Here is a 20,602-nt window from a genome sequence, read left to right as displayed (position 1 = left end):
AGATGTGTATAAGAGACAGCCCCGACAGGCACTCGCGGGACCCCTCACGTGCGCGCTCACTCCAGTAGCGTCGGGACCATGGAATTCAGGTACCTGGGCAACTCCGGACTCAAGATCTCCGAGATCACCTACGGCAACTGGCTGACGCACGGCTCGCAGGTCGAGAACGACGTCGCCACCCAGTGCGTGCGGGCAGCGCTGGACGCCGGCATCACCACGTTCGACACCGCGGACACGTACGCCAACACCGCCGCTGAGACCGTCCTCGGTGAGGCGCTCAAGGGCGAGCGGCGCCAGTCCCTCGAGGTCTTCACGAAGGTCTACTGGCCGACCGGCCCGAAGGGGCACAACGACGTCGGTCTCAGCCGCAAGCACATCATGGAGTCGATCGACGGCTCGCTCGAGCGACTGCAGACCGACTACGTCGACCTCTACCAGGCACACCGCTACGACTACGAGACCCCCCTCGAAGAGACGATGCAGGCCTTCGCCGACGTCGTCCGCCAGGGCAAGGCGCTCTACATCGGCGTCAGCGAGTGGTCGGCCGAGCAGATCCGTGCCGGTGCCGCGCTGGCCAAGGAGCTCGGCTTCCAGCTCATCTCGAACCAGCCGCAGTACTCGATGCTGTGGCGGGTCATCGAGGGCGAGGTCGTCCCCGCTTCGAAGCAGCTCGGCCTGTCGCAGATCGTCTGGTCGCCCATCGCGCAGGGCGTCCTGACCGGCAAGTACAAGCCGGGTCAGCCCCTGCCCGAGGGTTCGCGTGCCACGGACGAGAAGGGCGGCGCGGACATGATCAAGCGGTTCATGCGCGACGAGGTCCTCGAAGCCGTGCAGCGCCTGCAGCCCGTCGCCGACCAGGCCGGCCTCACGCTGGCGCAGCTCGCCATCGCGTGGACCCTGCAGAACGAGAACGTCGCCTCGGCGATCGTCGGCGCCTCGCGTCCGCAGCAGGTCACCGACAACGTCAAGGCCGCCGGCGTGAAGCTCGACGCGGACGCCCTCGCGGCGATCGACGAGGCACTCGGCGACATCCCGGAACGGGACGCGTCCAAGAACGTGTCCCCGTCGTCGCGCCCCGCGTAGACGCAACCGACCGACGGACGGGAGGCCCGGTGCCAGCTGGCACCGGGCCTCCCGTCCGTCGTCCGCGCGCCTCTGCCCACCGCAGCTGACGGATGGTCAACATGAACGGCATGTGTCGCGCCTCTGGCAGGCGCCTGGCAAAGCGCGTACCCCACCCAAACCACCCGGGGAAGCCCCCCGAATCGGGGGCATGACCCGAACTGATACCCCCGTTCTGGTGTCACCCGACACCGGTGCGGTGCGGACCGTGCGCCCCGGCACGATCCCGCGCCTGCTCGCCACCGCGAGGCAACTCGCGTCGTTCGGCACCATCGGTGCCGTCTGCTTCGTCATCGACCTGGGCGTCTACAACCTGCTCCGCGCCACCGTCATGCCGGACGGTCCCATCGCCGCGAAGATCGTGTCGGCCGTCGTGGCGACCTCGGTCGCGTGGATCGGCAACCGCTTCATCACCTTCCGCGCCCAGCGCCAGACCGGCCGCCGCGAGACCGTCCGCGAGGGGTTGCTCTTCGCTGCCACGAACCTCGTCGGCCTCGGCATCGCCGCCGCCTGCCTGTTCGTCTCGCACTACGTCCTCGGCTTCACGTCCACCCTCGCCGACAACGTCGCCGGCAACGGCGTCGGCCTCGTCCTCGGCACCGCGTTCCGGTTCGCCGCGTACAAGGCCCTCGTCTTCCGGTCCACCGACACACGTCCGAAGGGGTTCCCCGAATGACCATCTCAGCCGTGTTGCTGACGGCCGCAGGGCCGCTGCTCCGACCCGACGACGACAGCGGGACGACGGGGGACGTCCCGAACCGCGGGACCACGGACGTGCCGACGGGAGGCTCGGGGCAGCTCCCACAGGCCGCCTGGTCGCTGGGCGAGTGGCTCGGCTACTCGACCCTCATCGCCCTGTCCGTGCTGCTCACGATCATCGCGTTGACCACCCTCTGGTGGATGCTGCACGCCTGGCGCTCCCGGGACGCGCTGAAGTCCACCAGCTTCAGCCAGACCCCGCGACCGGCGGCGCACCGGTTCACGCTCCTGGTGCCCGGTCGGCACGAGCAGGACGTGATGGGGCAGACGCTCGACATGCTCGCGACCCAGGACCACCCCGACTTCGAGATCATCGCGATCGTCGGGGAGGACGACCCGGAGACCGACGCCGTCGTGCGTGCTGCGGCGGCTCGGCACCCCTCCCTGATCAAGGTCGTGGTGGACGACACCCTGCCGAAGAACAAGCCGAAGGCGATGAACCTGGCGCTCCAGCACGCGACGGGCGACATCGTCGGGGTGTTCGACGCCGAGGACGAGGTCTACCCGCGGCTGCTCTCCCTCGTCGACTCGCGGTTCCAGGAGACCGACGCCGACGTGGTGCAGGGCGGCGTCCAGCTGATGAACTTCAAGTCGAGCTGGTGGTCGCTCCGGAACGTCCTGGAGTACTACTTCTGGTTCCGCTCGCGCCTGCACTTCCACGCTGGGTCCAAGTTCATCCCGCTCGGGGGCAACACCGTCTTCGTGACGCGCTCCCGCCTGGAGTGGTCGAACGGCTGGGACACGCACTGCCTCGCCGAGGACTGCGAACTCGGCGTGCGACTCTCCGCCGACGGCGCGAAGGTCGTCGTCGCCTACAGCCCCGAGGCCGTCACCCGCGAGGAGACCCCGCCGACCTTCGCCTCGCTGCTCAAGCAGCGCACGCGGTGGAACCAGGGCTTCCTGCAGGTGCTGGGCAAGGGGGAGTGGAAGAAGCTGCCGTCGTTCCGGCAGCGGTTCTTCGCCCGCTACATGCTCACGATGCCGTTCATCCAGGCGGCCACCGGGCTGCTCATCCCGCTGAGCGTCCTGATGATCCTGTTCGTCAAGGTGCCGACGGCGATCGCCCTCGTGTCGTTCGTGCCGGTGGCACCGACGCTCATGCTGCTCGCCGTGGAGATCGTCGGGCTGAACGAGTTCGGCCGACTGTACGGCGAGAAGGTCCGGCTCCGCGACTACGTGCGGCTCGTGCTCGGCCTGGTGCCGTACCAGGTGTTCCTCGCCGCCGCGGCGGTCCGGGCAGTCGTCCGGCACGCCAAGGGCCAGAACGGGTGGGAGAAGACCGAGCACACCGGCCAGCACCGCAGCGGACAGGTGGTCGGCTTCGCCTCGGACCTGGACGGATCGGGCGCAGCGTCGTCCGCGGGTGCCGGATCGGGCGCAGCGTCGTCCGCGGGTGCCGGATCGGGCGCAGCGTCGTCCGCGGGTGCCGGATCGGGCGCAGCCTCGTCCGACCGTGAGTTCGCCGGCACCACCACGGGAGGCACCCGATGACCGCCAGCATCACCGACACCACGGGCATCCCGATCCGTGGTGGCACCACCGCACACCGGGCCGGTGTCGGGGCGTGGTTCCGCCGGCACGCAGCCAGCCTGACGTGGTTGCTGCCCGTCGTCGCGGTGACCGTGCTCATCCAGGCCTGGAACATGTCGGGCACACCGCAGCGCATCGACGACGAGGGGACCTACACCGCACAGGCGTGGGCGATCACGAACCTCGGCGAGCTCACCCACTACACGTACTGGTACGACCACCCGCCGCTCGGATGGATCCAGATCGCCGGGTACACCGGGTTGACCGGGGCGTTCGCGCGGTACCCCTTCGCGGTGGAGGCCGGGCGCGAGGCCATGGTGTTCTTCTCCGCCGTCTCGAGCATCCTGCTGTTCGTCCTGGCCCGACGTCTCGGCGCCGGACGGATCACGGCAGCCGCGGCCGGACTCGTCTTCGCGCTGTCACCGCTCGCGCTGCAGTACCACCGCACGGTGTACATCGACAACGTCGCGACGCCGTGGCTGCTGGCCGCGTTCGTCCTCGTGCTGAGCCGTCGCCAGCAGCTCGCCGGGTTCGCCGGCGCTGCTGCGTGCCTCGGCATCGCCGTGCTGTCCAAGGAGACCTACCTGCTCGCGCTGCCGTTCCTGATCTGGATGGCCGTACGTCGCGCCGACACGAGCACCCGCCGGTACACGCTCAGCGTCGCCGGGGCCGTGCTCGTGCTGATCGGCGGCGGGTACCTGCTGCTCGCCGCGGTGAAGGGTGAACTCGTGCCGGGCAACGGGCGAGTCAGCCTGTGGGAAGGCGTCACCTACCAGCTCGGGTCGCGGACCGCTTCCGGATCAGTGTTCGACGGGGGCAGCCTGGCGAACGAGGCCGCCGCGCAGTGGTGGGCGCTCGACCCGGTGTTCATCGTGCTCGGCTCGGCCGCGGCCGTCGTGGGGCTGGCCCTGCGCCGGGTCCGACCGATCGCCGCGATGCTCGTGTTCCTGCTCGCGGTGATGTTCCGGCCGAACGGGTACCTGCCGGTGCCCTACGTCATCATGCTCATCCCGTTCGCAGCGCTCCTCGTCGCGTACACCGTCGAGCGTGCCGTCCTGACGATCGCCGGTCGAGTCCACATCCGGGGCCGGTTCGGCCCGAGGGCAGGGCGCGGCCTCGGCATCACCTGGGCCGTCGTGACGGCTGCGGCGCTCGTCGTCGCGGTGCCGCTGTGGGGGACGCAGCTGCGGGGTTTCCTGCTCGGCAACCTCGACCTGCCCATGCAGCAGGCCGAGCAGTGGGTGGGCGACAACGTGCCGAAGTCCTCGCGTCTGCTGGTCGACGACGCCATGTGGGTCGACCTCGTGGACGACGGCTTCGCCCGGAACAACGTCGTCTGGTACTACAAGCTCGACACCGACGGAGCGGTGGAACGGCAGTCCCCGAACGGCTGGAAGGACTCGGACTACGTCATCACGACGGACTCCATGCGCACCGGCGGCAACTCGTCCACCGACGTGTGGCAGGCGATCGAGAACTCCACGGCCGTCGCGACCTTCGGCACCGGTGACCAGCAGGTCGAGGTCCGCCGGATCCACGCCGAGGGAGCCAGTGCCGCCGAGACCGCGATCACCCGGGCCACCGACGTACGGAAGACCCTGGGGACCGAGCTCGCCTCGAACCCGGCTCTGCGTGCGGACGACGGCACGAAGTCGCAGTTCCGCGCCGGACAGGTCGACTCGCGGGCGATGATCGCGCTCGGACAGGTGCTCGCCGACCAGGACGTGCGGGTCGACCGGTTCACCCCGCGCACCGGGGAGACCGGCCAGCCGTTCCGCACCGTCGTCCTGCACACGAGTGACGACGCCTCGGCAGCCCGGGTCGCTCGGACCTTCGACGCCATGTCCCAGGCGTTCCGGCCGGACTCGGTCGAGCGCGAGGGAGCACGGCTCACGGTGACGTACGCCCCGGCCGACCCGACGACGACCGCGACGAGCGCCTCGTGACCCCCGATCGCCCGGCCGCGCTGGCCGAGCGGGCGCTGGCCGAGCGGGCGCTGGCCGAGCGGGCGCTGGCCGCGCTGACGTCCCGCGAGCGGGCGTTCCGCGAGCGGGCGAAATGCCCGGAGGGCTCCGGCGCTGACCCGGGCATTCCGCCCGCTCGCCGGATCGGCCGCGGAACCGTTCACCGCGAACGCGTCGGGGCGGAACACCCGCTGCACGAGCGGGCGAAATGCCCGGAGGGCTCCGGCGCTGACCCGGGCATTCCGCCCGCTCGCCCGCTCGCCCGGCGGCCTGGACGACAACCCCACGAACCACCCCTCGACACGACGACCGCACCGCCAACCGCACCTCGACCCGAAGGAGCACCATCATGACCGCACGCACCACGAACCGCCGCCGCACCGTCGTCGTCGGAGCGCTCGCCGCCACACTCGTCGCCGCGACGGTCGGCCTCGCAGCCCCGCAGAACGCCTCCGCCGCGACGACCGAGCAGGGCTGGCTCCGCGTCGGACACCTGTCGCCGGACACGAAGGGCGTCGACGTCGAACTGTCCAGCCTCGCGGGGGGCAAGACCGTCTTCGAACTCGACGACGTCACCTACGGCCAGGTCAGCCCGTACGAGAAGCTGCCGGTCGGCACCTACGTCCTGTCGATGCGCGCCGCCGACGCGCCGGGTTCCACCCCGGTCATCTCCACCGACGTCACCGTGCAGGAGGGCGACGCCAGCACCGTCGTCGCCTACGGCAAGAACGACGGGCTGAAGACGACCGCGTTCACCGACGATCTGCAGCAGCCGGGCGACGGCAAGGCGAAGCTCCGGCTCGTGCAGGCCGCCACCACCGCGAAGCGCGTCGACGTGCAGACCTCCGACGGCATCGCGATCGCCGAGGACGCCACCTTCGGCACCGCCACCGAGTACGCAACGGTCGACGCCGGCAAGTGGTCGCTCGACGTCTCCGGCAGCGGACAGCGTGGTACCGCCGAGGTCGACCTCGCCGGCAACACGGTCTCGACCCTGTTCGTCCTCGACGACAGCGAGGGCAACCTGACGGTCGTGCCCGTGACGGACGCCGCGGCGACCGCCGCAACCCCGTCCGGCGGTGTGCAGACCGGCGGTGGCGGCGCAGCCGCTGACCGGCCGGTGACCGAGGCGGTCCACGCGGTCGTCGCGATGCTCCGCTCGCTGTTCCGCTGACGCCCCGGACTGGAGGCGCGGATCACGGGCGCTGAACGGCCCACGTGGTCCGCGCCTCCCCTTCGACCCCACCCCACCATCCCCGGAGAGGCAGGCCAGCATGACCCGCAGGACCTGGATACCGGTCGCCGCCGCGGCGGCCGTCATCGTCGCCATCGTGGTCGCGGTCGTCGCGGTCCGCCCCTGGTCGTCGAGCACCATGACCGCCGCTCGCGGCACGGCGACCCCGACCTCGACCACCGCACCCGACGCGGCGCGCTCGCCGCAGCAGCTGCGGTCGGCGTTCCTGGACCGCTACGTCGAGGGCGGTCGCGTCGTCCGCACCGACCAGGGCGGTGACACCGTCAGCGAGGGGCAGGCGTACGGCTTGCTCATCGCCTACGCCAACGACGACCGTGCGCGCTTCGACGCGATCTGGCAGTGGACGAAGGACCACATGCTCACCGACGACGACCTGCTGGCGTGGCGGTGGACGTCCGACGAGGGCGTCGCCGACGAGCAGTCCGCGAGCGATGCCGACCTCGACGCCGCCCGGGCCCTCGTGCTCGCGGGGAAGGCCTGGGACGACGACCGGTACACCGCCGCGGGCAAGCGCATCGCGGCGGCGATCCTCGAGCACGAGACGGCCCGGACGGACCTCGGTACGATCCTGCTGCCCGGACCGTGGGCGGATCAGGAGCCCTACCGGTACAACGCCTCGTACGCCTCGCCCGCGGCCTTCTCGGTGCTGGCGGACGCCACCGGGGACGACCGCTGGAACGCGCTGAACCGGGGTTCGCGCGCCGTGACGGCCGCCGTGCTCGACGCCTCCGACCTGCCCAGCGACTGGTCCCAGGTGCACGCCGACGGATCGGTGGACCCGATGCCGGCCGTCGGTGGGGACGGGCGCGTGCTCTACGGGTACGACGCGATGCGGACGCCGCTCCGGTACGCCGAGGCGTGTTCGGCGCCCGACCGGGAGCTCGCGGCGGCGCTCGCACCCACGCTCGGACGGACGACGCGGCTCGCCTCGCAGCTCGACCTCGGTGGCACCCCGGTGACACGGGACACGAACGCGCTGGCCTACACCGCGCGGGCCGCGGCCGAGCAGGCCGCCGGTTCCTCCCGTGCGGCTGCCGACGACCTCGAGCGGGCCGACCGGACTGCGGCGACCACTCCGACCTACTACGGGGACGCCTGGTTGGCCATCGGTTCGACCATGCTGACCTCCGACGTGCTCGGAGGCTGTGCCAGCGACGTGGGAGGCGGCTCGTGAGCGGCCGTCGGAGCGCCGGGCGCGTCTCGGCTGTCCGGAGCCGAGGCGTGGTGATCGGTGCCGTGGTCACCGCAGTCGTGGTGGTCGGGGGCGTGGCCGGGGTGGCGGTCGCGTCGACGGTGGGCGGCGGAGCGGAGGAGCGCGGCGCGTCGTCCTCGTCCGCGTCCCCGTCGTCCTCCTCGTCGTCCTCTTCGTCGGCCTCGGGTTCCGGCACCGACGGGTTCCAGGACCCAGCCGCGCCCGAGGCCCGCTCGACGGCCACCCCGGTCAGTGTGTCGATCCCGGCCATCGGCGTGCGGTCCTCGCTCGAGGACCTGCACCGCGGCGCTGCCGGAGAACTCGACCCGCCCGTCGACTGGGACAGCGCGGGCTGGTTCAGCGACGGGATCGTCCCCGGCGAGGTCGGCCCCGCCGTCATCGCCGGTCACGTCGACAGCCCCACGAGCGCCGCGGTGTTCTTCCGGCTCGACGAACTGGTCGCCGGCGACGAGGTCCACGTCCGGATGTCCGACGGCAGCACCCGCACCTTCATCGTCGACCGTGCCGAACGCGCCGCCAAGTCGGCGTTCCCGACGAGCGACGTCTACGGCCCCACCCCCACCCCGCAACTCCGACTCATCACCTGCGACGGCACGTTCGACACCGCCACCGGGCACTACACGGACAATCTGATCGTGTTCGCAGACCTCTCGTCGGATTGACCCACCAAGCCAGCGATACATTCGACCGAGAGCACGAGGAGCACCATGAGCGAGACCCTGGTCATCATCCCGACCTACGACGAAGCCGAGAACGTCCGGCCGATCGTCGAGCGCACGTTGGCCGCGACCGACGACTCCGTGCACGTGCTCGTCGTCGACGACAACTCGCCCGACGGCACCGGCGACATCGCGGACGCCATCGCCCGCGAGACCGACCGGGTGCACGTCATGCACCGCACCGTCAAGGACGGCCTGGGCGGCGCGTACCTGTCCGGGTTCGCGTGGGGTCTGGAACACGGCTACGCCAAGCTCGTCGAGATGGATGCCGACGGCTCCCACCACCCCGAGTACCTGCCCTGGATGCTCGAGCTCGCGGACTCGCACGACCTGGTGCTCGGCTCCCGGTGGATCAAGGGCGGCAAGGTCGAGAACTGGCCCTGGTACCGGCTCCTGCTCTCCCGCGGCGGCAACCTGTACACGCGTCTCGCCCTGGGCATCGCGGTGCGCGACGCCACCGGCGGCTTCCGGGTCTTCACCTCGCGGGCGTTCGAGCGGATCGACCTCGCCGGTGTGGCGTCGAAGGGGTACTGCTTCCAGGTGGACCTGTGCTGGCGCTCCCTCGAGGCGGGTCTGCGGGTCGTGGAGACGCCGATCACCTTCACCGAGCGGGAGTTCGGTGTCTCGAAGATGAGCGGCAACATCGTCCGCGAGAGCCTGGCGCTCGTGACGAAGTGGGGCATCGACCGCCGCATCCGCGAGACCCGTTCGCTCGTGAAGGACCACCGCAAGCTGCCCTCCGTGCGGAAGAACGCGCACGCGGTCTCCGACCACGCCGCCTGAGGCCGCGGACACACGAACGCACGAACGGCGACGGACCCGGTGGGTTCGTCGCCGTTCGTGCGTGCGGAACTGCGGCTCGCGCAGCACGCGGGTGGCTAGCGCAGCACGACCACGCCGCGGCCGCGGAACCGGACGACGCCGGCATCCACCTCGGTCGCGCCGAAGCCGTAGAGCTCCTCGCCCACGGCGTCGGGCACCGGGACCTCGGCTGCGTCGTCGGCGAGGTTCACCACGACGTGCACCGGTGCCACGTCGGGGCCGAGCAGCCCGCGGGTCAGCACCAGCCAACGACGGTCCTCGCTGAAGCGGACGGCGTTCGCCTCGTAGCGGTGGTCGACGAACGCCTGGTCGGTGCGCCGCAGGGCGATGAGCACCCGGTAGGCACGCAGGATCGCCGCACCGCGCTCCGAGCTGACGTCGGCCCAGTCGAGCTTGGAGTTGGTGAACGTCGTCGGGTCCTGCGGATCCGGCACCGCTGACTCGTCCCACCCGTGCTCGGCGAACTCGGCGATGCGCCCCTCGGCGGTCGCCTTGCCGAGCTCGGGTTCCGGGTGCGAGGTGAAGAACTGCCACGGCGTCGAGGCCGCGAACTCCTCGCCCATGAACAGCATCGGCGTGAACGGCCCGAGCAGTGTCAGGGCCGCGGCGATCACGAGCCCCTCGTCGTCGAGCGTCGCGGCGAGCCGGTCGCCGGCGGCGCGGTTGCCGATCTGGTCGTGGTTCTGGTTCGCGACGACCAGGGCCGTCGCGGGGGAGGTCCCGCGGTCGATCGGCCGACCGTGCCGCTTGCCGCGGAACGACGACCACGTGCCGTCGTGGAAGAAACCGTCCTCGAGCACCTTCGCCAGCGCCGACAGCGGAGCGAAGTCGGCGTAGTAGCCGTTCGTCTCACCGGTGAGCGCCACGTGCACGGCGTGGTGGAAGTCGTCCGACCACTGCCCCGCGAGGCCGTACCCGGCGGCCTCGCGGGGCCGGAACATCACCGGGTCGTTGAGGTCGGACTCCGCGATGAGCGACAGCGGACGACCGATGAACGACGAGTAGGCGTCGGTCTCGTCGGCCATCGATGCCAACACGTGCGGGCGGGTGGTGTCGCGGATCGCGTGCACGGCGTCGAGCCGGAGCCCGTCGACGTGGTGGTCGCGGAACCACATGCGCACGTTGTCGAGCACGTACCGGCGGACCTCGGGGTGCTCGACGTTCACCGAGTCACCCCAGGTGTTGCCGAGCCCGGCCAGCAGGTACGGGCCGTAGAGCGGCAGGTAGTTGCCGCTCGGGCCGAGGTGGTTGTAGACGACGTCCTGGATGACCCCGAGCCCCAGCGCGTGTGCGGTGTCGACGAACCGGTCGTAGGCGTCCGGGCCGCCGTACGGGGCGTGCACGGAGAACCAGCCGACCCCGTCGTAGCCCCAGTTCCACTCGCCGTTGACGGCGTTGACGGGGAGCAGCTCGACGAACTCGACCCCGAGCTCGACCAGGTGGTCCAGCTTCTGGGCAGCGGCGTCGAGCGTGCCCTCGGGTGTGTAGGTGCCGATGTGCATCTCGTAGATGACGGCGCCGCGGGCCGGGCGTCCGGTCCACGACTCGTCGGTCCACGCGAACCGTGCGGGGTCGACGACCTCGGACGGGCCGTGCACGCCCTCGGGCTGGTACCGGCTGCGCGGGTCCGGTCGGACCGCGTCGTCGTCGCCGATGCGGAACCCGTACCGGGCGCCGACGACCGGCATCACGGCGTCGGTGGACCACCAGTCGTCGTCGCCCTTGGTGAGCGGGTACTCGACGTCGTCGACGACGAGCCGGACCCGGTCCGGCTCGGGCGCCCAGACGGCGTAACGGTCAGGTGCGGTCATGCGTGACCCTCCAGGATGTCGATCTCGGCCTGCGCGTCGTTCTCGGTGGCGTCCGTCGTGCGGTCAGCGGCGGGCCGGGAGGCGCCGCTCGCGTCGGACACGGCGGGCACCGCGTCGGCGTGGCCGGCTGCACCGACTGCGTCGGCGGGCACGAGCAGCGCGACCGGGTAGGTGGTGAGCAGGTCGGCCAACGCGATCCCGCGGTCGGCGGGGACGCGTCGGCCGGTGAGCAGGTCGATGCGCTCGACGGGGACGGCGTGCACCAGCGTGTCGCCCCAACCGCCGACCCGGCCGAGACCGATCGGCAGACGCGTCGCGATCGTCACGGCACCGCCGCGGTCGAACGCGATGACGTGGTCGGCCGCGCTGCCGGTGGCCTCGAGCTCCAGGTACCGGGTGAACAGCTCCGGGTGGTCCCGACGGATGCGCAGTGCGCGGGTCGTGACCAGGAGCTTCGCGGCGCCGTCGATGCCGATGGCCGGCAGGTCCTCGGGGCCGTCGTCGTCCGGGCCGTCGAGCTCGGCGAGCACGTGACGCCGCTCGGCGTAGTCGACCGGACGACGGTTGTCGGGGTCGACGAGCGAGCGGTCCCAGAACTCGGTGCCCTGGTAGACGTCGGGGACGCCCGGGGCGGTGAGCTGGACGAGCTTCTGGGCGAGACCGTTCGACCACCCGGCGGCGTCGATCTGCTCGTCGAGGGCGTCGAGCACGGCGACCACGTCCGGGTTGTCGAACGCGGCGTCGACGATCGCGTGCATCTGCTGCTCGAACGCCTCGTCGGGCTCGGTCCACGTGGTGCTGTCTCCGGCTTCGCGGGAGGCCTTCTCGGCGTACGCGTGCAGACGCTCGCGGCTCGCGGGCCGAGCGCCGACGATCGCCTGCCAGAGCAGGTCGGCGAACACGCGGTCCTGCAACGGCACGAGCGACTGCAGGCGCTCGAGCGTGGCGGCCCACTCGTCGCCGAGCTCGGCCAGCACCGCGATGCGCGCGCGGGTGTCCTCGCTGCGCTTCGTGTCGTGCGTGGTGAGCGTCGTCATGGTGTGCGGCCAGCTGCCGAGCCGTTCGCGCTGGGCCTGGTGGAAGTCCGCCACCGAGACCGCGAAGACGCTCGGGTCGCCGCCGACCTCGCTCAGGGACGACAGGCGCGAGGTGCGGTAGAACGCCGTGTCCTCGACGCCCTTCGCCATCACCATGCCGCTGGTCTGCTGCAGTCGGACCGCCGCGGCGTTCGTCGGGTCGACGAGTGCCGGTGCGATCCGGTCGATGACGTCGTCGAGGTCCGGGCGGGCCTCGGCGGCGCGCTCGAGCGCCGTGATGAGGTGGTGGGCGCCCTCGGGCAGGTACGTGCGGTACACGTCGAACGAGGCCACGATCTCGGCGACCGCGTCGACGATCCGCTCGTGCGTGATCGTCTCCGTCACGGCGCTCGGTGCGAGCAGGCGTGCGAGCCGCTCGACCTCGCTGCCGAGGATGCCGTCCGCGATGCCCCGTCGGGTGTCGTGCGTGAGCTGCTGCCAGTCGGTCGGTTCGGCCCCCGACGCCGCGGTCAGCGCCTGCTCACCCGCGGGGTCGACGAACACGCGGTCGAGCACCCCGAGGGCGTCGTACCCGGTGGTGCCGTCGACCGGCCACGAACTCGGCAGCTGCTCGCCGGGCTCGAGGATCTTCTCGACGAGGGTGTAGGCCCCGCCGGTCAGCTCCGCCAGGTCCTGCAGGTAGCCCGCCGGGTCGTACAGCCCGTCCGGGTGGTCGATGCGCAGGCCGTCGACGAGTCCGTCGCGGAACCAGCCGCCGATGACCCCGTGCGAGGCCGCGAAGACCTCGGGCTCCTCGACGCGGATCGCCGCGAGGGTGTTCACGGCGAAGAACCGGCGGTAGTTCAGGTCGTGGTCGGCGCGCTTCCAGTGCACGAACGCGTAGTGCTGGCGGGCGTGCACGGTCTCGACGGTGTCGCCGTCGTGCACCGTTCCGGGGGCGGTGGGGTAGGCGGTCTCGCCGACGCGCAGCACCGGACGCTCGGCGTCGGACGTGTCGAGCGTGACCGCGTCGAGCAGCCGGTCGTCGAGCACGGGGACGCGGACCTTGCCGTCGCCGGCTTCCCAGTCCACGTCGAAGGCCCAGGCCACGGGGGAGCCCTGCCCGAGTTCGAGCAGGGACCACCACCACGGGTTCGACTCGGGGGTCGCGACGCCGACGTGGTTCGGCACCACGTCGACGATGACCCCGAGGCCGACGGCGTGCGCGGCCTCTGCCAACGCCCGCATCGCCTGGTCGCCACCGCGGTCGGTGTCGACCCGCGTGTGGTCGACCACGTCGTAGCCGTGGTTCGACCCGGACTCGGCCTGCAGCACCGGCGACAGGTACAGCCAGTCGGCGCCGAGGTCGTGCACGTAGTCGACCAGGTCGCGGGCGGCGTCGAGGTCGAAGTCGGCCGAGACCTGCAGCCGGTAGGTCGACGCGGGGACGCGGTTCGCGGCGCCGGCCGTTCCGGCGGTCATCGGGTGGCTCGGCTCGGTGCGGTGGACCCGGCCGGGTTGGCCGGGGTGACGGTGTCCTGCGGGGCGTCCGGTCCGGGGGCGCCGTCCTGCTCGGCGTCGACCGGGGTGCTCGTGACCTCGTGGTCGGGCTCGGCACGCAGCACGATCATCGACCGGGCGGGGACGTCGAGCGGGGTACCCGCGTCGAGCACCTCGTCGCGGGCGCCGGGGTCGGCGGTGTCGATCCGGACGGTCCAGCCGGGGGAGTACTCCTCGGGTGGGAGCGTGAAGGTCACGACGTCGTCGTGGGCGTTGAAGTACGTGATGAAGCCGACGTCCGTGATGCGCTCACCGCGGGCGTCGCGACCTCGGATGCCCTCGCCGTTCAGGTACATGCCGACGCTCTTGCCGAAGCCGGAGTCCCAGTCCTCGGGGTCCATGGCGTCGCCCGAGGGGGTCAGCCACACCACGTCGGGCAGCGGCTCGCCCTCGCCACGTCGGACCGGACGGCCGTTGAAGTACCGGGTCCGGCGGAACGTGGGGTGGTCGTGCCGCAGCTTCACCACGTCGGCGGTGAACTGGATGAGGTCCTCGTCCGCACTGTCCCAGTCGATCCAGCTGAGCTCGGAGTCCTGCGCGTACACGTTGTTGTTGCCGGCCTGCGACCGGCCGAGCTCGTCGCCGTGCGCGATCATCGGCACACCCTGGCTCAGGAGCAGGGTCGCCAGGAAGTTCCGGCGACGCTGCAGCCGCAGGGCGTTCACCGCCTCGTCGTCGGTCGGGCCCTCGGCCCCGGAGTTCCACGACCGGTTGTGGCTCTCGCCGTCGTTGTTGTCCTCGCCGTTGGCCTCGTTGTGCTTCTCGTTGTAGGCCACCAGGTCGTACAGGGTGAAGCCGTCGTGCGCGGTGATGAAGTTGATGCTCGCCTTGGGGGTGCGGCCGTCGTGCTCGTACAGGTCGGCCGAGCCGGAGATCCGCGAGGCGAACTCGCCGAGCGTCGACGACTCGCCGCGCCAGAAGTCACGGACGGTGTCGCGGTACTTGCCGTTCCACTCGGACCACTGGGGCGGGAAATTGCCGACCTGGTAGCCACCGGGGCCGACGTCCCACGGCTCGGCGATGAGCTTGACCTGCGACACGATCGGGTCCTGCTGCACCAGTTCGAAGAAGGCCGACAGCCGGTCGACCTCGTAGAACTCGCGGGCCAGTGCCGAGGCGAGGTCGAAGCGGAAGCCGTCGACGTGCATCTCGGTCACCCAGTAGCGGAGCGAGTCGAGGATGAGCTGCAGCGAGTGCGGGTGCCCGACGTTGAGCGAGTTCCCCGTGCCCGTGTAGTCCATGTAGAACTTCTTGTCGTCGTCGACCAGGCGGTAGTAGGCCGCGTTGTCGATGCCGCGGAACGACAGCGTCGGGCCGAGGTGGTTGCCCTCGGCGGTGTGGTTGTAGACGACGTCGAGGACGACCTCGATGCCGGCGCGGTGCAACTCGCGCACCATCGTCTTGAACTCCTGGACCTGCTGGCCCTGGTCGCCCGATGACGAGTACGCCGAGTGCGGCGCGAAGAAACCGATGGTGTTGTAGCCCCAGTAGTTCGACAGCCCCTTGTCCTGCAGGGTCGAGTCGTTCACGAACTGGTGCACCGGCATGAGCTCGAGCGTGGTGACGCCGAGGCGCTGCAGGTGCTCGATGACCGCCGGGTGGGCGACGCCGGCGTAGGTGCCGCGCTGCTCTTCCGGCACGTCGGGGTGGGTCTCGGTGAGTCCCTTGACGTGCGCTTCGTAGATGACGGTCTCGCCGTACGGCGTGCGCGGCGGACGGTCCCCCTGCCAGTCGAAGAAGGGGTTGATCACGACGCCCTTCATCATGTGCGACGCGGAGTCCTCGTCGTTGGTCGAGTCCGGGTCGCCGAACGTGTACGAGAAGAGCGACTGGTCCCAGTCGATCTCGCCGCTGGTCGCCTTGGCGTACGGGTCGAGCAGGAGCTTCGACGGGTTGCAGCGCGCGCCGTTCTCGGGGTCGTACGGGCCGTGGACCCGGAAGCCGTACTGCTGCCCGGGGCCGATGTTGGGGAGGTACGCGTGCCAGACGTAGGCGTCCACCTCGAGCAGGCGGACGCATTCTTCGTTGCCGTCGGAATCGAACAGACAGAGTTCGACGCGCTCGGCGACCTCGGAGAACAGCGCGAAGTTCGTGCCGCTCCCGTCGTAGGTCGCCCCGAGCGGGTACGGGTTTCCGGGCCAGGTGTGCAAACGGTCCTCCAGGTGTGGGTGCGGCCAACATATCGGCGGCGCTCGTCCGCGTCCGCAGACAAGCCCCAGCTGTGGATGCCCACTGCGCCCCGCGGCCTGTGGAGGAACGGACGAGTAGCGTCGCGCGCATGGCCAACATCGTCTCGAAGATCGCAGACCAGGTCCGCCCGCTCGGGGTCTCCACGAACTACGGAGAACCCGTCGAGGTCGGTGACCAGACCCTCATCCCCGTGTCCGTCAGCTGGTTCGGCTTCGGTGGCGGCGGGGACGACGAGAACGGTGGCGGCGGTGGCGGCGGCCTGTCGGCCCCCGTCGGCGCGTACGTCCGTCGCCCGGGCAAGGACCTCGTGTTCGAGCCGAACCCGATCTCGCTGATCGTCGTCGGCATCCCCTTCGTGTGGGTGGCCGGGCGTGTCCTCCGCAAGCTGGTGCGCGCGCTCAAGAAGTGACCACCTGACGCAACCGGAGGCCCGTGGCGACGCCGCCACGGGCCTCCAGTCCGTCACGCGGTCGCGACCGCGTCTAGACTGCTGGCACACACACGGGAGTCCGGGACCGCCGGGCTGAGAGGGAGCGATCGGCGCTCCGACCGTCGAACCTGATCCGGATCATGCCGGCGCAGGGAGGAGTCAGCAGCATGCCTTCAGGCACGTCCACAACCGTCACCACCGCTCCACGGCGATCGCTGCGTTGGCGGGTCGTCGACATCGTCGTCGCGAGTATCCTCGCGGTGGCCCTCGGAGTCGTCTTCCGGCTCTGGGAGTTCGGCTACGAACCCATCAGCGCCGTCATGGACCTCGTGCTCCCCGGCACGAAGGCCCTGTTCGGCGGGGTCTGGCTGCTCGCCGGCCCGATCGTCGCGATCGTCGTCCGCAAGCCCGGCGCCGCGCTCTACGGCGAGATGGTCGCCGCCTCGGTCGAGGCGTTGTTCGGCACCCAGTGGGGGTGGCTCACGCTCGAGGCCGGACTCGTCCAGGGCCTCGGCGCCGAGATCGTCCTCGCGCTGTTCCTGTACCGCGTCTACCGCCTGCCGGTCGTCGTGCTCGCCGGTGCCGCGGCCGGACTCGCGCTCGGCATCAACGACACCGTCCTCTGGTACCCGGGACTCGACGTCGCCTTCAAGGTCGTCTACGTGATCTGTGCGGTGATCTCCGGTGCAGTGATCGCGGGGGCGGGCTCCTGGCTCATCGTCCGGGCACTCGCCCGCACCGGGGTGCTCTCGTCCTTCGCGGCCGGCCGCGAGCACAGCCGCCGCGAACCCCGCGCCCTGGTGTGACCGTGCCCGCTCCGTCGGCGACGTCCCCTTCCGCCGGCGGCGACGCCGGCGCAGGTGCCGGCGTCCGCGGGGCGCGCATCGTGTTCCGCGGCTGGGGCTGGCGGTACCCGGAGCGAGACGCCTGGGCCGTCAGTGACGTCGACCTGACCGTCGAGCCAGGGGAGCGGGTCGCCGTCGTCGGGTCGTCCGGTGCCGGCAAGTCGACGCTCCTGCGAGCGGTCGCCGGCGTGCTGCCGGACGAACCCGACGCCACCGATGACACGGCTGCTTCGGTGCAGGGAACACTCCTGGTCGACGAGGCCGACCCCCGCGCGGTCCGCGGGCGTGTCGGTCTCGTCATGCAGGACCCCGAGGCACACACCGTGATGTCCCGCGTCGGCGACGACGTGGCCTTCGGCTGCGAGAACGCCGGCGTCCCCCGTGACGAGATCTGGGACCGGGTGCGGACGGCGCTCGATGTCGTCGGCCTCGACCTGCCGCTCGACCGCTCCACCGCGCAGCTGTCCGGTGGGCAGCGGCAGCGGTTGGCGCTCGCGGGCGTGCTCGCGATGCGGCCGGGTGCGCTCGTGCTCGACGAACCCTGCGCGAACCTCGACCCGGACGGCGTGGCGCAGGTGCACGACGCCGTCCGGGCACTGCTCGACGAGACCGGGGCGACGCTGCTCGTGGTGGAGCACCGGATCGGCACCTGGCTGGACCTGGTCGATCGGCTCGTGCTGCTCGAACCGGCCGGCGGCGTGGTCGCGGACGGTCCGCCGGCGCAGGTGCTGGCGGACCACGGCGAGGCGCTCACCGCGGCCGGGGTCTGGGTTCCCGGTGCCGAGCCGGCGCGTGGTTCGGCTCGGCGACGGCCTGCGCGCGGACGAGCGGGCGAAATGCCCGGGCGGTCCGGCGCGGCGACCGCGGCATTCCGCCCGCTCGGCGAGGGGGAGCCCGGCGAGGGGGAGCTCGGCGACGGAGCGCGTGAGATGACGTCGCGCGGACGAGCGGGCGAAATGCCCGGGCGGTCCGGCGGGGCGACCGCGGCATTCCGCCCGCTCGGCGAGGGGGAGCTCGGCGCGACGGAGCCCGGCGCCGCGGAGCGCGGCGAGGCGGCGGCGGCGGTGCTGCTCGAAGCCCGGGGGCTCGGCACGGCACGGGGGAAGCAATCGGTCGGGAACGGCATCGACCTCGGGCTCCGGGCAGGGCAGGTCCTCGCGGTCACCGGACCGAACGGCGTCGGCAAGTCGACGCTCGGGCTCACCCTCGCGGGCCTGCTGGCACCGGCCGCCGGCGAGCTCGGCGCCACCGACACCCTCGCGGGCCTGCTGGCACCGGCCGCCGGCGAGCTCGACGCCACCGACACCCTCGCCGACGGCCTCGGCGCAGCGCCGCACACCTGGACGAGCCGCGAACTCGCCGCCCGGATCGGCACGGTGTTCCAGGACCCCGAGCACCAGTTCGTCGCCCGCTCCGTCCGCGAGGAGATCGAGGCCGGCCCCCGAGCACTCGACGCGCCTGACGTCGCCGAACGAGCCACCGCGCTGCTCGACGAGTTCGGGCTGGCACACCTGGCCGACGCCAACCCCTTCACCCTGTCCGGGGGCGAACAACGACGACTCGCGATCGCCTCGGTCATCGCCGCCCGGCCGCCGGTCGTCGTGCTCGACGAACCGACCTCCGGGCAGGACCGAGCCACGTGGCAGGCCGTCGTCGGGCGGCTCGGGGCCCTGGCTGACGCCGGCACCTCGGTGGTGGCGGTCACCCACGACCGCGATCTCGTCCGGGCACTCGACGCCGACGAGGTCGTGCTCGGGCCTGACGGCGCCCGGACCGTCGGGCGCGACCAGGGGCCGTCGGTCGCGACCGTCCCGGAGACGGGACCGACAGCCGGGAGCCGCCCCGGGCCTCCAGACCGGACCGACACGGACGATGGGACGGACGCGGTGGACGCGGCGGACGCGGCGGACGCGGCGGACGTGGCGGACGGAACCGACCGGCCGGACCCGGCGCGACGACCGCTGCCGGCACGAGCGACCGGCATCCCCGGCGTCCAGCCGGTCGCGTCGCTGATCGGTGTGCTCGCCCTCGGCGTCTGCCTGGTGCTCAGTCTCGACGTCGTCTCCGCCGCCATCGCCCTGGCGCTCGAACTCGCGCTCCTGCCGCTCCTGCGCCTGCCGCTGCGGACCCTGCTGCTCCGACTCGCACCGGTGCTCGTCGCGGTGCCGCTGACGGCGGTGAGCATCGCGCTGTACGGCAGGCCCTCGGGTCGGGAGTGGTTCGACCTCGGGTTCGCGCACGTCACCGACGGGTCGCTGACACTCGCCCTGGCGACGGCGCTCCGGGTCCTCGCGGTGGGAGTGCCCGCCATCGCGCTCTTCGTACGGGTCGACCCGACCGACCTCGCCGACGGGCTCGCGCAGGTGCTCCGGCTGCCCGCGCGGTTCGTGCTCGGGGCGCTCGCCGCCGTCCGCATGATGACCTTGCTCGTCGACGACTGGCGACAGCTGGCGATGGCCCGGCGCGCCCGAGGACTCGCCGACTCCGGACGGCTCCGCCGCGGAGCGACCATGGCGTTCGCGCTGCTCGTGCTCGCGCTGCGCCGGGCGACGACGTTGGCGGTGGCGATGGAGTCACGGGGGTTCGGTGCTCCCGGACGGCGGACCTGGGCGCGGGTCGCACGGTTCGCCGGGCCGGAGTGGGCGATGGTGGCGGTGCTGATCGGCATCGGCGTGGTGTCGATCGCCGTTGCGGTGAGCGTCGGGACGTGGCGTGCCTGACCCGACGCCTGCAGACGGCACGACGGGCGGCGAGCGCGCGACGGGCACGACCGCCGGTGACCTCGCCCCCGGCCTCGCCGCTGCCACGGGCCGGCGCGCCGTCGTGCTCATCGACGGCCGGTCCGGCACGGGCAAGACCACCCTCGGAGCACAGGTCGCGGAGCAGCTCGGCGCGCAGCTCGTGCACCTGGACGACCTGTACCCGGGGTGGGACGGCCTGCGTGCGGCTGCCGATGCCGTGGTGACCGACGTCCTCGGAGCGCCGAGCGGGTACCGACGCTGGGACTGGGTGGCCGATGCGCCCGTCGACTGGGCGTCGGTGGACCCCGACCTGCCGATCGTGGTCGAGGGGTGCGGTGCGTTGTCCCGCGCGTCGGCGCCGCTGGCGTCGCTGCGGGTGTGGCTCGAGGCCGACGATGCCGTGCGGTGGGACCGGGCGATCGGACGCGACGGCGAGGTCTTCGCGCGCGAGTGGGACCGCTGGGCCGCGCAGGAGCAGGCCTTCATCGCCGCCGAGGACCCGGCCGCCCTGGCCGACGTGGTCCTGCGGACGTAGCGCGCGTGGGCCCGCGCGCGGCTCGCCGCGCCCCGAGGATTCGCGCTCAGCGACACCTCACGGCCTCCGGACTGTCTCTTATACACATCT

The 20,602-nt window shown here is 71.7% G+C and carries 15 protein-coding genes and 1 riboswitch; of the genes, 12 read left to right on the top strand and 3 right to left on the bottom strand.

What is annotated here, in order from left to right; all coding sequences use genetic code 11:
* The first annotated feature begins 78 nt into the window (after positions 1 to 78).
* The 8 genes from DEJ30_RS17310 to DEJ30_RS17275 all read left to right on the top strand — a co-directional run bounded on the left by DEJ30_RS17310 (position 79) and on the right by DEJ30_RS17275 (position 9,345).
* Positions 79 to 1,083 carry an aldo/keto reductase family protein gene (locus DEJ30_RS17310; RefSeq protein WP_071405490.1) on the top strand — a complete coding sequence of 335 codons (1,005 nt, stop codon included), beginning with the start codon at positions 79 to 81 and terminating at the stop codon, positions 1,081 to 1,083.
* Between the two features lie 190 nt (positions 1,084 to 1,273).
* Positions 1,274 to 1,798, top strand: coding sequence for a GtrA family protein (locus tag DEJ30_RS17305; RefSeq protein ID WP_110862892.1), 525 nt, complete (start codon positions 1,274 to 1,276; stop codon positions 1,796 to 1,798).
* Positions 1,795 to 3,372 carry a glycosyltransferase gene (locus DEJ30_RS17300; RefSeq protein WP_110862891.1) on the top strand — a complete coding sequence of 526 codons (1,578 nt, stop codon included), beginning with the start codon at positions 1,795 to 1,797 and terminating at the stop codon, positions 3,370 to 3,372. Before DEJ30_RS17305 ends, DEJ30_RS17300 begins: the two co-directional genes overlap by 4 nt.
* Entirely contained in the window at positions 3,369 to 5,357 is a 1,989-nt protein-coding gene (locus tag DEJ30_RS17295; protein WP_110862890.1) for a glycosyltransferase family 39 protein, read from the top strand. Before DEJ30_RS17300 ends, DEJ30_RS17295 begins: the two co-directional genes overlap by 4 nt.
* 367 nt (positions 5,358 to 5,724) lie before the next feature.
* Positions 5,725 to 6,549 carry a DUF4397 domain-containing protein gene (locus DEJ30_RS17290; protein WP_110862889.1) on the top strand — a complete coding sequence of 275 codons (825 nt, stop codon included), beginning with the start codon at positions 5,725 to 5,727 and terminating at the stop codon, positions 6,547 to 6,549.
* Positions 6,550 to 6,649: 100 nt separating this feature from the next.
* Positions 6,650 to 7,804 (top strand): glycosyl hydrolase family 8, encoded by a 1,155-nt coding sequence (locus tag DEJ30_RS17285; RefSeq protein ID WP_110862888.1) that lies wholly within the window; start codon positions 6,650 to 6,652, stop codon positions 7,802 to 7,804.
* A 62-nt stretch (positions 7,805 to 7,866) separates the two neighbouring features.
* Positions 7,867 to 8,505: a class F sortase gene (locus tag DEJ30_RS18350; RefSeq protein WP_181420202.1), complete on the top strand. Its 639-nt coding sequence runs from the start codon at positions 7,867 to 7,869 to the stop codon at positions 8,503 to 8,505.
* A gap of 45 nt (positions 8,506 to 8,550) precedes the next feature.
* Positions 8,551 to 9,345 carry a polyprenol monophosphomannose synthase gene (locus DEJ30_RS17275; protein WP_110862886.1) on the top strand — a complete coding sequence of 265 codons (795 nt, stop codon included), beginning with the start codon at positions 8,551 to 8,553 and terminating at the stop codon, positions 9,343 to 9,345.
* 95 nt (positions 9,346 to 9,440) lie between these two features.
* On the opposite strand, the gene treZ is transcribed toward DEJ30_RS17275, so the two are convergent.
* From treZ to glgX, 3 genes are read right to left on the bottom strand one after another with little or no spacing between them, the layout of a single operon-like run.
* Positions 9,441 to 11,195, bottom strand: coding sequence for a malto-oligosyltrehalose trehalohydrolase (treZ, locus tag DEJ30_RS17270; RefSeq protein ID WP_110862885.1), 1,755 nt, complete (start codon positions 11,193 to 11,195; stop codon positions 9,441 to 9,443).
* Positions 11,192 to 13,693, bottom strand: coding sequence for a malto-oligosyltrehalose synthase (gene treY, locus DEJ30_RS17265; protein WP_110862884.1), 2,502 nt, complete (start codon positions 13,691 to 13,693; stop codon positions 11,192 to 11,194). The genes treZ and treY overlap by 4 nt, the downstream gene beginning before the upstream one ends.
* A complete protein-coding gene (gene glgX / locus DEJ30_RS17260) occupies positions 13,690 to 15,921 on the bottom strand; it encodes a glycogen debranching protein GlgX (RefSeq protein WP_110862883.1) in 2,232 nt (743 codons plus the stop codon). The genes treY and glgX overlap by 4 nt, the downstream gene beginning before the upstream one ends.
* Positions 15,922 to 16,049: 128 nt before the next feature.
* On the opposite strand from glgX, the gene DEJ30_RS17255 reads away from it, so the two are divergent.
* From DEJ30_RS17255 to DEJ30_RS17240, 4 genes are all read left to right on the top strand, one after another.
* Positions 16,050 to 16,370, top strand: a complete 321-nt coding sequence (locus DEJ30_RS17255; protein WP_027464636.1) for a hypothetical protein — start codon at positions 16,050 to 16,052, stop codon at positions 16,368 to 16,370.
* Positions 16,371 to 16,452: 82 nt separating this feature from the next.
* Positions 16,453 to 16,564: riboswitch (TPP riboswitch) on the top strand.
* Positions 16,559 to 17,197, top strand: a complete 639-nt coding sequence (locus DEJ30_RS17250; protein ID WP_110862893.1) for an ECF transporter S component — start codon at positions 16,559 to 16,561, stop codon at positions 17,195 to 17,197. Its footprint overlaps the riboswitch before it by 6 nt.
* Before the next feature lie 2 nt (positions 17,198 to 17,199).
* Positions 17,200 to 19,956 (top strand): ATP-binding cassette domain-containing protein, encoded by a 2,757-nt coding sequence (locus DEJ30_RS18575; RefSeq protein ID WP_146238637.1) that lies wholly within the window; start codon positions 17,200 to 17,202, stop codon positions 19,954 to 19,956.
* Complete coding sequence (locus DEJ30_RS17240; protein ID WP_110862881.1) at positions 19,949 to 20,512, top strand: ATP-binding protein; 564 nt, start codon at positions 19,949 to 19,951, stop codon at positions 20,510 to 20,512. The genes DEJ30_RS18575 and DEJ30_RS17240 overlap by 8 nt, the downstream gene beginning before the upstream one ends.
* Positions 20,513 to 20,602 lie beyond the last annotated feature (90 nt).

The sequence above is a fragment of the Curtobacterium sp. MCPF17_003 genome (assembly GCF_003224385.1).
Classification (GTDB): domain Bacteria; phylum Actinomycetota; class Actinomycetes; order Actinomycetales; family Microbacteriaceae; genus Curtobacterium; species Curtobacterium flaccumfaciens.
The sequence above is the reverse complement of the archived record's forward strand: the minus strand, read 5'-3'. Positions and strand labels throughout refer to the sequence as shown.